This is a genomic window from Halocynthiibacter namhaensis (assembly GCF_000812685.1).
GTDB lineage: Bacteria > Pseudomonadota > Alphaproteobacteria > Rhodobacterales > Rhodobacteraceae > Halocynthiibacter > Halocynthiibacter namhaensis.
The window spans coordinates 16,085-28,163 of sequence record NZ_JWIF01000074.1 but is presented as its reverse complement, the minus strand read 5'-3'; the positions used below and the strand labels follow the sequence as shown (position 1 = coordinate 28,163).

At 53.7% G+C, this 12,079-nt stretch carries 8 protein-coding genes; 4 read left to right on the top strand and 4 right to left on the bottom strand.

Features of this window, described 5'->3' with window-relative positions; genetic code table 11:
• Window positions 1–537 precede the first annotated feature (537 nt).
• Window positions 538–1,608 (bottom strand): Mrp/NBP35 family ATP-binding protein, encoded by a 1,071-nt coding sequence (locus RJ38_RS16580; RefSeq protein WP_039019991.1) that lies wholly within the window; start codon window positions 1,606–1,608, stop codon window positions 538–540.
• A 268-nt stretch (window positions 1,609–1,876) separates the two neighbouring features.
• On the opposite strand from RJ38_RS16580, the gene RJ38_RS16575 reads away from it, so the two are divergent.
• Window positions 1,877–2,089: a DUF1127 domain-containing protein gene (locus RJ38_RS16575; RefSeq protein WP_039019990.1), complete on the top strand. Its 213-nt coding sequence runs from the start codon at window positions 1,877–1,879 to the stop codon at window positions 2,087–2,089.
• A gap of 364 nt (window positions 2,090–2,453) precedes the next feature.
• The gene (locus tag RJ38_RS16570; RefSeq protein ID WP_039019989.1) at window positions 2,454–3,944 is read left to right on the top strand and encodes an inorganic phosphate transporter; all 1,491 of its coding nucleotides are present in this window, start codon (window positions 2,454–2,456) and stop codon (window positions 3,942–3,944) included.
• Between the two features lie 46 nt (window positions 3,945–3,990).
• On the opposite strand, the gene RJ38_RS16565 is transcribed toward RJ38_RS16570, so the two are convergent.
• Complete coding sequence (locus RJ38_RS16565; protein ID WP_052245504.1) at window positions 3,991–4,578, bottom strand: aspartyl/asparaginyl beta-hydroxylase domain-containing protein; 588 nt, start codon at window positions 4,576–4,578, stop codon at window positions 3,991–3,993.
• A gap of 84 nt (window positions 4,579–4,662) precedes the next feature.
• A complete protein-coding gene (locus RJ38_RS16560; RefSeq protein WP_039019988.1) occupies window positions 4,663–5,106 on the bottom strand; it encodes an Lrp/AsnC family transcriptional regulator in 444 nt (147 codons plus the stop codon).
• Window positions 5,107–5,204: 98 nt separating this feature from the next.
• Here RJ38_RS16560 and RJ38_RS16555 point away from each other — a divergent pair, with 98 nt between their 5' ends.
• The gene (locus RJ38_RS16555; protein WP_039019987.1) at window positions 5,205–5,819 is read left to right on the top strand and encodes a LysE family translocator; all 615 of its coding nucleotides are present in this window, start codon (window positions 5,205–5,207) and stop codon (window positions 5,817–5,819) included.
• A gap of 85 nt (window positions 5,820–5,904) precedes the next feature.
• Here the strand turns inward: RJ38_RS16555 and RJ38_RS16550 are convergent, their stop codons facing one another.
• Window positions 5,905–8,385 (bottom strand): ATP-dependent helicase, encoded by a 2,481-nt coding sequence (locus tag RJ38_RS16550; protein ID WP_039019986.1) that lies wholly within the window; start codon window positions 8,383–8,385, stop codon window positions 5,905–5,907.
• 222 nt (window positions 8,386–8,607) lie between these two features.
• Here RJ38_RS16550 and RJ38_RS16545 point away from each other — a divergent pair, with 222 nt between their 5' ends.
• Window positions 8,608–12,048 (top strand): pyruvate carboxylase, encoded by a 3,441-nt coding sequence (locus RJ38_RS16545; RefSeq protein WP_039019985.1) that lies wholly within the window; start codon window positions 8,608–8,610, stop codon window positions 12,046–12,048.
• Window positions 12,049–12,079: the final 31 nt, after the last annotated feature.

Here is a 12,079-nt window from a genome sequence, read left to right as displayed (position 1 = left end):
AACGGCAGGTTGAGCTGCTGCCACTGCTCAACCTGCCGCCCATGTCCCACTTTGTGGGGAAGCCCAGCTACGCGTGCCATCAAAGGGATGTCTGCTCGCTCACGCGCCGGATCTGTCGTTTTTCGATGAAGCGGGCGCCTGTATGAAACCTGACTTGGTTCATGGGGTCTTGATGCCCCTTAATTCCCGTCCATCTGCAAATAGGGATGCCATGGGAATTCATGGAAATCAATAGTTTTTTACGGGCAAAATTGTACAACCGAAAATTTCAGCCACCCAAATTTGGTCAAAATTGGCTTAATTGATACAGATTGTGGCGAAGCAATGACACCTCACCCACTATATGTAGTGACTGCGCAGCGCACCACGCTTTCCCAAAAAAATTTCAAATAACTTTTTTTGATGGTTATTTTTAGGCTTCCAGCCCAATTCGAATAGGTCTTCCCATTGCGAAACCGTGAAATCCCAGGCCAAAAAAATGGGAACCCACAGATTCACCCATGAATTCCCATGCAATCATTTCATCCGCACAGCGACTTAGGCTTTGCCTGCATCAACCAGCTTTTGCGCAAGCGCCGCATATGCATCCGCCACCGGCCCCTCGCCTGCGGCAATCGGCGTACCAGCATCCCCAGCAAGACGGGTCTCAAGGTCAATCGGCAAAGCGCCCAAGAAGGGCACACCAATCTTCGCAGCCTCATCCTTTACGCCACCATGACCAAAGATATGGCTTTCATGGCCACAGTTCGGACAATGGAAGGCTGACATATTTTCAATCAGCCCCAACACAGGCGTATCAAGCGTGTTGAACATATCCAGTGCACGACGCGCATCAATCAGCGCAACATCTTGCGGGGTCGACACAACAATCGCGCCATCCATTTTGGTTTTCTGACAAAGCGTCAGCTGCACATCCCCCGTGCCAGGTGGCAGATCAAGGATCAAAACATCAAGCTTGCCCCATTCCACCTGCCCCAACATCTGTTGCAAAGCCCCCATCAACATCGGGCCACGCCAAACGATGGCTTTGTCTTCTTCTACCATCAGGCCAATCGACATCACAGTCACACCATGGGCGTGCAGCGGGATAATGGTTTTGCCATCTGGGCTGGCAGGGCGTTTGTTCACACCCATCATGCGCGGCTGCGATGGGCCGTAAATATCTGCATCCAGTAAGCCAACTTTGCGGCCTTGCTTGGCAAGAGCCACAGCAAGGTTAGAAGAAACCGTGGATTTCCCCACACCACCTTTGCCAGATGCCACGACAATAATGTGATCCACGCCAGGCACACCAATGGGGCCATCCTGTTTTGTCGGATGACGACCCACCTTCAGATCGGGCGGGGCTTTTGCTGGCGCGGCTGGCCCATGGGCCGTCAGCACAACTGATGCCGAAGACACGTTAGGAAGACCCGCAATCAGATCTTCTGCGGCCTTGCGGATAGGTTCCATCTTTGCGGCCATTTCGGCGCTATCGGCTTCGATCACAAAGCGAACCTGACCGTCATTTACAGAAAGCGCGCGAATAAGATCGCGACTCACCAAGTTACCGCCATCGGGCAACTGAACGCGCGCAAGCTCTGCAAGAATCATTTTTTGGTCGCTCATCGGATGAGGCCCTCCTCAGGGATATGTCGTCTTTGCCACAGATTGATAACCTTTTGCCCTGGAAAACAGAGATTTACCACCGTTTGATACCGCGCCCAGGCTGTTTTGTTACATCACCTTTACCTTTACGTAATGAGCCATGCAATTGCTGCATAGCGGCATTGATCATTTGGCCAGTTGTGCAATCGCGGAAAATTCCTATTTTGACCTCAACACAACGGAGCCAGCGCAATACGGCGCATCGGCAAGATGATAAGGAATAAATAAAATGGCATACGCTAACACAACAGTATTCTCCGCAACTGCGACCTCAGGTGTTCAAGGCTTCTTCGCCCGCATCACTGAAGGCCTTGCGAACCGCCGCCTGTACAACAAAACATTCAACGAGCTGTCAAAGCTGTCCAACCGTGAGCTGAACGACCTTGGTCTTTCACGTTCCGGTATCGCAGCCATCGCACGTGAATCCGTTTACGGCGTCTAAGAATTAGGCCAGATCACTTCTCCTCCCTTTGTGATCTGGCTTAGCGGCTCTTCGAATTCCTCCCCGAAGTTGTCGCAATTACACCGCACCAATTGGTGCACACGATATGTGATGGGTCGCTCCTCCCTGACCCTGAGCTAAAAGATCTGCAAGGCTTCTCCTCCCTTTGCTGCGCAGATCTAAAGCCTGGACTTCTCCTCCCTTTGTCCGGGTTTATAGTAACGGCGATGCCCACCTCCTCCCGGGCATCGCCGTTTTTTATTTCTGCGACACCCACGACAATTTATCACTGATTTGTGACAGAATCCTTGCGTCACGCTGCCAGACATGAATAACGACCCTTAGTTTTACGAGGGATAGACTCATGGGTGAAAACCAGAACGACGACGCTCGCCATCTTGAAACGCTGGACCGGGATCTAGCGCGCTATTCCAACCTCGAGACTGCGACAGATTACATGTCGCGCCCATTGGTTGGACCAGGCTTGGCATTTGTATTTATCATGCTGGCAGGGCTGTTCGCGGTTCTGTTCTTTGGCACCGATGGCAACAACACTGCCATCGTTGTGATTGCGGCTTGTTTTGGTGCCTATATGGCCCTGAACATTGGCGCGAATGACGTTGCCAACAACATGGGTCCTGCGGTGGGTGCGAATGCGCTGACCATGGGGGGCGCGATCCTGATCGCAGTGGTATTTGAAAGTGCCGGCGCCTTGATTGCAGGTGGCGACGTCGTTTCCACCATCGCCAAGGGTATTATCGCGCCTGAAAGCATGGGTGATGCATCGACCTTCATCTGGGCAATGATGGCCGCACTTTTGGCCGCCGCACTTTGGGTGAACCTCGCCACATGGGTTGGCGCACCGGTTTCCACCACGCATTCCGTTGTTGGGGGCGTGATGGGCGCTGGCATTGCCGCCGCTGGTTTTGCAGCTGTGAACTGGCCAACCATGGGTAAAATTGCTGCCAGCTGGGTGATCTCACCTGTGTTGGGTGGTTTGGTTGCCGCTGGTTTTCTTTGGCTGATCAAATCTCGCATCATCTATCAAGACGACAAAATCGCCGCCGCACGCAAATGGGTGCCTGTATTGGTCGCGATCATGGCAGGTGCATTTGCGGCTTACCTGTCCGTGAAGGGGCTGAAAAAGATCATCAAGATTGATCTGCAAACAGCGCTTTTGATCGGTGTTGCCCTTGGGGCGGCGACATGGGCGATCATGATTCCTGTGGTGAAAAAGCAATCTGAAGGCCTTGAGAACCGCAACAAATCTCTGAAGGTTCTGTTCGCGATCCCATTGATCGTATCCGCGGCGATGCTCAGCTTTGCCCATGGCGCGAACGATGTGGCAAACGCCGTTGGTCCGCTGGCCGCCATCGTTCAGGCTTCACAATCCGGCGACTTTACCGCCGCCGTCAGCATCCCGATCTGGGTGATGGTGATTGGTGCACTTGGGATTTCCTTCGGCCTATTCTTGTTTGGCCCGAAACTGATCCGCATGGTTGGTGGCCAGATCACCAAACTGAACCCCATGCGCGCCTATTGTGTGGCTTTGTCTGCTGCGATCACCGTGATTGTTGCAAGCTGGCTTGGCCTGCCGGTCAGCTCGACCCACATTGCCGTTGGCGGTGTGTTCGGGGTTGGATTTTTCCGCGAATGGGACGCTGAACGTCGCCTTAAAAAGGCCCGCCGGGAAGTGCCTGATCGCCCTGCTTTGTCTCGCGAAGAACGCGCGCGTCGCAAATTGGTACGCCGGTCGCACTTCATGACGATCATCGCAGCCTGGGTCATCACCGTACCCGCGGCCGCTACACTGTCGGCGGTGATCTTCTTCGGATTGACCACCTTCGCAGGATAAAGACCACATACAAGAACACAAAGGGCGAAAAGTTCATCGCCCTTTGTCAGGCCCGAATCAATGCAGCATCATATATTTCAAAAATCAGGTGAACGCGATCAATCCGGGACTGGTTCCAGACTGAATGCATATCAACATTGTTCACTTCCCACGCTTCCCCAAGAGGAATGTGGAATGGCACCCCCCGGGAATAAAACAAAACATCCCTATGCGTAACAAGTGGAACATGGATTTTATGCGTGTAGAGGTTGCCTGCACGCGCATCTGTGTGGGGCTTGATATGAGTGCCCGCAGGCAACTGTGTCAGCATCACCTTGCTGAGCTGAGGGTCTTTGTAACCATAAGATACAATCGCCTGATCACAAATCGGACACAAAAGCGCTTTCCAGTCTTCAAAATCCGGTAATGAATATGACGTCAGAGGATCATCCAGATTTTCGACGAACCGCAGGTTAATTGTCTTCGTCTGTTCAAGTCCCGGAAAAGCATTTCTGCGCCCCCTGGTCCCCTTGAGCCAATCCTCCTCAGTCAAAGCAATCACGCGCGGCAACAGCCGGCCAATATCCACCGTCCCAAGCTGACGATAATGAAGAGGAATATCAACACGGGGGAGTTTCGAAGCAACGATATTCATAAAACTGACTGCCACCTAAATGTCAAATTTGCAATGCGCCTTCAGCTTAGGAGCAAAACGATACAAACACAACAGAGCCAAGTGCTACGCCCGTTCATCCTTAGAGCTTCCCATAACCACAAGACTGCTAATGGACGCCACGCCTTTGATGGTGCCCAGAATTTCTGTGTGAAAATGCTTGTAGCTTTGCAGATCTGCGGTTTCGACGCGAAGCAGATATTCATGCGCCCCGGCAATGTTATGGCACTCCCGCACTTCGCGAGCCGCTGCAATCGCTTGTTCAAAACCCGCCTGTGCCTGTTTAGAATGATCCGCCAGCCCGACCAGCACATAACAGGCAAAGCCAGCCCCGGTCTTGTCCCGATCCACCACCGCGCGGTAGCCTTTGATCACGCCTTGCCGTTCCATGTCTTGCACGCGGCGCAGAGTGGCTGACGGCGACAGCGCAACGCGGTCCGCCAGTTCGGTGTTTGCAATCCGCCCTTCACGGGAAAGAATTCGCAATATTTCTTCTGATTTATGATCCATTCTAGATAATAATTGCAAACATACGAGAATATCAAACAAGAAAGATGCAGACTTGCGTCGGAGTTGCGCAATGATCAGCAGGCAATAAGGACAACGCCATGACATTCGACTTTCTACCCGCCCTGATCACTTTCGCTTTTGTCAGCTCTATCACCCCTGGCCCCAATAATCTGATGCTGATGGCCTCGGGAGCCAACTATGGGTTTCGACGCTCAATCCCCCATATGGCGGGGATTTCGCTGGGCCATGGGTTTATGGTGTTTCTGCTGGGTCTCGGATTGCTTCAGCTTTTTGACACTTTCCCAAAACTGAAACTGATCCTCACCATCGTCTGCGCAATTTATCTGCTATATCTGGCCTATAAGATCGCCACAGCAAGCGCCCCTGGGGAAGCCAAAGAAGGCGGGAAACCCTTCACGTTTCTGCAAGCCGCGGCCTTTCAGTGGGTCAACCCAAAGGCCATTTACATGGCGATCACCGCCCAGACTGCCTATGCACCGATCGCAAGCGATGCGATGCCACTGTGGGTGACGTCCTTGATGGTTGCCTTGGCGTTCACCTGCACCAACCTTCCATCCGTCAGCACATGGGCCTGGGCAGGAACGCAGATCCGTCGTTGGCTTCAAAGCCCAACGCGTTTGCGCATGTTTAACTACACCATGGCCACCCTTTTGGTTCTGACGTTGGAGCCAATTATCAAGGGGTTGATCTAAAATCCTATTACACTTGCCGCTTCCATATGTGATGCCAAGCGTTTGCGGGAGTTTCTGGGTCAAACAGTGACCGGTTAGACCCAGCCTAGAACGGCACATCCCCTGCCCGGTCAGCTGCAACGACGAAGCCCGCTTTCACTTTCTTGGAACCCGCTTTGTCGAACTCAACATCCAACGTATCGCGGCTGGATTCCATCACGGTACCATAGCCGAATTTAGTCTGGAAAATTCGGTCGCCCGGGCGGAACAATTCTTGAGCATCCCCATCAACCATCAGATTGCTACGTTTGCGCTTGGGCGTCACCGATGTCCGTGCCCCCCCGGCTTGACGGGCTTGCATGCGTTTGAACCCAGGTGTGTCCCAACCATCAGCGTTAATCGCGCGTTTCTGCATTGAGCTCATACCCAAATCAGAAAAATCATCATCAAAACCAGACGACCGACCGCCACCAGTCCCCAGCGATGCGGCGCTCAGCACCTCAACGTGGTCTTCGGGCAGTTCATCAATAAAACGGCCTGGAAGTTGGCTTTGCCATTGCCCGTACACCCTGCGATTGCCCGCAAATGAAATCGTGCACAAAGCTTCCGACCGCGTGATCCCCACATAGGCCAGACGGCGTTCTTCCTCTAACCCTTTTTGCCCACTTTCGTCCATGGATCGCTGGCTTGGGAACAGGCCTTCTTCCCAGCCCGGCAAAAACACCACGGGAAATTCCAGGCCCTTCGCGCCGTGCAACGTCATAATCGTCAGTTTTTCTTCCGACTCAGAGCTGTCATTTTCCATGATCAACGAAACATGTTCCAAGAACCCTTGCAGATTGTCGAAATTCTCAAGCGCCTTCACAAGCTCTTTCAAGTTTTCAAGACGTCCGGGCGCTTCTGGGGTTTTGTCTTTTTGCCACATGGACGTGTAGCCAGATTCATCCAGGATTATTTCCGCCAAGGCAATATGGCCAACTTGCACGGTTTCATCAGGTTCCGAGATATCCTCAAACAGATCATCGTCATGATCGTCAACAACTTGGGAAACCCGCCCCACACGGGTCATATCAGACCAACGCTCAAAGCTTTCGACCAGCTTGGACAATTCAGTTTTAGCTTTGCCCTTAATCGCCCCATCGCGCAACAGAATTCGCGTCGCTTCCAACAGCGGAACACTGTTTTCACGGGCGCAAATCTGGATATTTTGCAGCGCCTTATCCCCTACACCACGCTTTGGCGTATTCACAATACGTTCAAACGCCAGGTCGTCTTCTGGGCTGGTGACAACGCGGAAATAGGCCATCGCATCACGGATTTCCATGCGTTCATAAAAGCGCGGACCGCCAATCACACGATACGGCAGGCCGATTGACAGGAACCGATCTTCAAAGGCGCGCATTTGGTGCGATGCGCGCACCAAAATCGCCATATCTTCTAGGCTTCTGGATGCCATACTGCGGGTGCCACGTTGAATAGATTCGGCTTCTTCGCCGATCCAGCGCGCTTCCTCGTCGCCATCCCAATGGCCAATCAAGCGTACCTTTTCACCATCTTCGCGTTCCGTCCAAAGCGTCTTGCCAAGCCGGTTTGAATTGCCTGCAATCACGGCACTTGCGGCCGCGAGAATATGGGGGGTCGACCGGTAGTTCTGTTCCAGACGCACCACATGCGCGCCCGGGAAATCTTTTTCGAACTTCAGGATGTTGCCCACCTCTGCCCCGCGCCAGCCATAGATCGACTGATCATCATCCCCCACGCAGCAAATATTTTTGTGCCCCTGCGCCAGCAGTCGCAACCAGAGATACTGCGCGACGTTGGTATCCTGATATTCGTCCACCAGCACATATTTGAACCAGCGGTGGTATTGCGCCAATACGTCGTCGTGTTTCTGAAAGATCGTCACCATATGCACCAGAAGATCGCCAAAATCACAGGCGTTCAATTCGCGCAGACGACGTTGGTACTGCTTATAAAGCTCAAGCCCCTTGCCATTAAACGCCGAAGCATCGCTGGTCGGCACTTTTTCTGGCGTCCAAGCACGGTTTTTCCAAGCGTCGATCACACCGGCCAGTTCACGTTCAGGCCAACGCTTGCGATCAATGCCCTCGGCCTCAATCAACTGCTTCAGCAAACGCTTCACATCATCCATATCAAGGATGGTGAAATTCGATTTCAACCCGACCAATTCTGCATTGCGACGCAACAGCTTCACACAAATCGCATGAAACGTGCCCATCCAGCGCATGGAGTCACCGCCATTGCCAAGATAATTGCCCACGCGGTCTTTCATTTCACGCGCCGCTTTATTGGTGAAGGTCACCGCCAAGATTTCATCCGGGCGCGCACGGTGGGTGTTGATCAAATGCGCGATGCGCGCAGTCAAAGCTTTGGTTTTCCCCGTGCCCGCCCCCGCCAGCATCAAAACCGGCCCATCAAGGCGTTCAACCGCTTCGCGTTGGGCTGGATTTAACTCATCCAAATAGGTTGCAGGTCGCGCGCCCATAGCGCGCTGGCTTAACGGAACGGGCGTGGCGTTTGGCGCGGCGGCGGCCTCAAAGGCATCAAATTCGTCGAAATCACTCATGACGCGAATCTAACCGGAACAGCAGGCTTTGAAAAGAAGTGTTCGCAGATTGTTCTGCAACTTTTTTCACGGTTTCGCTTTTTTGCGCAAGGACGTCGCAATGTGAGGCTGAAAAGCGAACAGAATGTTACAGAAACCTCACAAAGCTAGGTGAGTCTCTTGCGCTGCAGTGCAGCATTTGCAAAGCTCGTCCGGTCAGCAGATCTCAGGGAGACCAGCCTCATGTCGGAATTCAAGAAAATCCTCATCGCCAATCGCGGTGAAATTGCCATTCGCATTATGCGCGCCGCCAATGAAATGGGTAAGAAAACCGTTGCTATCTTCGCCGAGGAAGACAAGCTTGGTTTGCACCGTTTTAAGGCAGATGAAGCGTATCGCATTGGCGAAGGCATGGGGCCTGTTGCGGCTTACTTAAGCATCTCAGAGATCATCCGCGTTGCCAAGATGTCCGGCGCAGATGCGATCCACCCGGGCTATGGCCTGCTGTCGGAAAACCCCGAGTTCGTCGACGCATGTGATGAAGCGGGCATCACTTTCATCGGCCCCAAAGCGGCTACTATGCGCGCCCTAGGTAACAAAGATTCAGCCCGTCGCGTCGCCGTGCAAGCCGGTGTACCGGTCATTCCGGCCACCGACGTTTTGGGCGATGATATGGATGCAATCCGCAAGGAAGCGGCGGAAGTTGGCTATCCCTTGATGCTGAAAGCCTCTTGGGGAGGTGGTGGTCGCGGCATGCGTCCGATCTTCTCAGCTGATGAAGTTGAAGAAAAGGTTCTTGAAGGTCGCCGCGAAGCCGAATCTGCTTTTGGCAATGGCGAAGGTTTCCTTGAAAAGATGATCCAACGTGCGCGCCATGTTGAGGTTCAAATTCTCGGCGACAAACATGGTGGCATGTATCACCTGTTTGAACGCGATTGTTCCGTACAACGTCGCAATCAAAAAGTCGTGGAACGCGCCCCTGCCCCGTATTTGTCTGAGGAACAACGTCAGGAAATCTGCGCTTTGGGCCGCAAAATCTGTGCCTTTGTTGGTTATGAATGTGCGGGCACTGTCGAATTCCTGATGGATATGGATGACGGCAAGTTCTACTTCATTGAGGTGAACCCGCGCGTTCAGGTCGAACACACCGTGACCGAAGAAGTCACCGGCATCGACATCGTGCAAGCCCAGATCCGCATTGCCGAAGGTGCCACCATTGCGGATGCCACCGGCAAAACCAGCCAGGAAGACGTGCGCTTGAATGGTCACGCGCTTCAGACCCGGATCACCACAGAAGATCCGCAAAACAACTTTATCCCGGATTACGGCCGTATCACTGCGTACCGTTCTGCGACCGGCATGGGCATTCGTCTGGACGGTGGTACTGCTTATGCGGGCGGCGTGATCACGCGTTATTACGACAGCTTGCTGACCAAAGTGACGGCCCACGCGCAAACGCCTTCTGCGGCGATTGCCCGGATGGACCGCGCTTTGCGTGAATTCCGTATTCGCGGTGTGTCGACCAACATCGCGTTTGTGGAAAACCTGCTGAAGCACCCGACCTTCTTGGATGACAGCTATGCCACGAAATTCATCGACGAAACCCCAGGTCTGTTCAGCTTTAAAAAGCGTCGCGACCGTGGCACCAAAGTTCTGAACTATATCGCGGATATCACCGTCAACGGCCATCCCGAAACTGAGGGCCGCGCGGAACCAGATGCGGCGATTGCCGCACCAAAAGCACCAATGTCCACGCTGGATATTCAGCCCGGCACCCGCAACCTGCTTGAAGCCAAAGGCCCACAAGCCGTTGCGGATTGGATGAAAGCCCAGCCACAATTGCTGCTGACCGACACCACTATGCGCGATGGCCACCAGTCCCTTTTGGCGACCCGGATGCGCTCTATTGATATGATCAAAGCGGCACCTGCTTATGCGTCACGTCTGCCGCAATTATTCTCAGTGGAATGCTGGGGTGGCGCGACCTTTGATGTGGCGTACCGTTTCTTGCAGGAATGCCCTTGGCAGCGCCTGCGTGATCTGCGCGTAAAAATGCCAAACGTCATGTCACAGATGCTTTTGCGGGCCTCAAACGGCGTGGGTTACACGAATTATCCTGACAATGTGGTGCAGGGTTTTGTGAAACAGGCGGCCGAAACCGGCGTTGACGTCTTCCGCGTGTTTGACAGCCTGAACTGGGTTGAAAACATGCGCGTCGCCATGAATGCGGTCGTGGAAAACAACAAGGTTTGCGAAGGCACGATCTGTTACACAGGCGATATTCTGGATCCCAACCGTTCCAAATATGACCTGCAATATTATGTCAACATGGCGAAGGAACTTGAGGCCGCTGGCGCCCATGTTCTGGGCCTCAAAGACATGGCGGGTCTGCTGAAACCAGCCGCTGCGCGTGTGTTGATTAAAGCCTTGAAAGAAGAGGTCGGCCTGCCGATCCATTTCCACACACATGACACATCCGGCATTGCCGGCGCGACCATTCTGGCGGCGGCTGATGCGGGCGTTGACGCAGTAGATGCGGCGATGGATGCGTTCTCTGGCGGCACGTCCCAGCCGTGTTTAGGTTCCATCGTGGAAGGTTTGCGTCACACGGAACGTGACACGGGCATCGACATCGCGGTTGTGCGTGATCTGTCGACTTACTGGGAGCATGTGCGCGCGCAATATGTGGCGTTTGAAAGCGGTCTTGCCGCCCCGGCTTCTGAGGTTTACCTGCACGAAATGCCCGGTGGGCAGTTTACAAACCTCAAGGCCCAAGCGCGTAGCCTTGGCTTAGAGGAACGCTGGCCCGAGGTCGCAAACACCTATGCCGATGTGAACCAGATGTTCGGTGATATCGTGAAGGTGACGCCATCTTCCAAAGTGGTGGGCGACATGGCCTTGATGATGGTCAGCCAGAATTTGACCCGTGATGAAGTCGAAAGCGCCGACACCGATGTGGCCTTCCCGGACAGCGTTGTGGATATGATGCGCGGCAACTTGGGTCAACCTCCAGGTGGGTTCCCTGCGGGCATCGTGAACAAAGTTCTGAAAGGTGAAACTGCGTCCACGGCCCGCCCCGGTGCGGACATGGAACCCGTTGATCTGGAAGCCACACGCCTTGAGCTTTGCAGCACGCTGGAAGGTTACAAATGTGACGGTGAAGACCTGATGGGCTACCTGATGTACCCGAAAGTCTTCCTTGATTACATGGGCCGTCATCGCCTTTACGGCCCTGTGCGCACCCTGCCGACACGCACATTCTTCTACGGAATGGAGCCAGGCGAAGAGATCTCAGCTGAGATCGATCCGGGTAAAGTTCTGGAAATTCGCCTGCAAGCCGTGGGTGAAACTGACGAGAACGGCGAAGTGAAAGTGTTCTTTGAACTCAACGGTCAACCGCGTGTTATTCGTGTGCCAAACCGCATGGTCAAAGCCACCACGATCACCCGCCCCAAAGCCGAAGAAGGCAATGCAAACCACATCGGCGCACCGATGCCCGGTGTTGTTGCTTCGGTTGCCGTGGCCCAGGGGCAAGAGGTCAAAGAGGGCGACCTTCTGCTGACGATTGAAGCCATGAAAATGGAAACCGGCATCCACGCCGAACGCGACGCAATCATCAAAGGATTGCATGTGGCCGCAGGCACCCAAATCGACGCGAAAGATCTGCTCGTCGAACTGGAATAAAGCGTCACTGTTTCTCGTGGGATAAATCCAC

Coding starts and splice junctions, on each gene's coding strand:
- RJ38_RS16545 (WP_039019985.1), top strand. CDS start 8,608: ATGTCGGAATTCAAGAAAATCCTCATCGCCAATCGCGGTGAAATTGCC.
- RJ38_RS16555 (WP_039019987.1), top strand. CDS start 5,205: ATGACATTCGACTTTCTACCCGCCCTGATCACTTTCGCTTTTGTCAGC.
- RJ38_RS16560 (WP_039019988.1), bottom strand. CDS start 5,106: ATGGATCATAAATCAGAAGAAATATTGCGAATTCTTTCCCGTGAAGGG.
- RJ38_RS16580 (WP_039019991.1), bottom strand. CDS start 1,608: ATGAGCGACCAAAAAATGATTCTTGCAGAGCTTGCGCGCGTTCAGTTG.
- RJ38_RS16570 (WP_039019989.1), top strand. CDS start 2,454: ATGGGTGAAAACCAGAACGACGACGCTCGCCATCTTGAAACGCTGGAC.
- RJ38_RS16575 (WP_039019990.1), top strand. CDS start 1,877: ATGGCATACGCTAACACAACAGTATTCTCCGCAACTGCGACCTCAGGT.
- RJ38_RS16565 (WP_052245504.1), bottom strand. CDS start 4,578: ATGAATATCGTTGCTTCGAAACTCCCCCGTGTTGATATTCCTCTTCAT.
- RJ38_RS16550 (WP_039019986.1), bottom strand. CDS start 8,385: ATGAGTGATTTCGACGAATTTGATGCCTTTGAGGCCGCCGCCGCGCCA.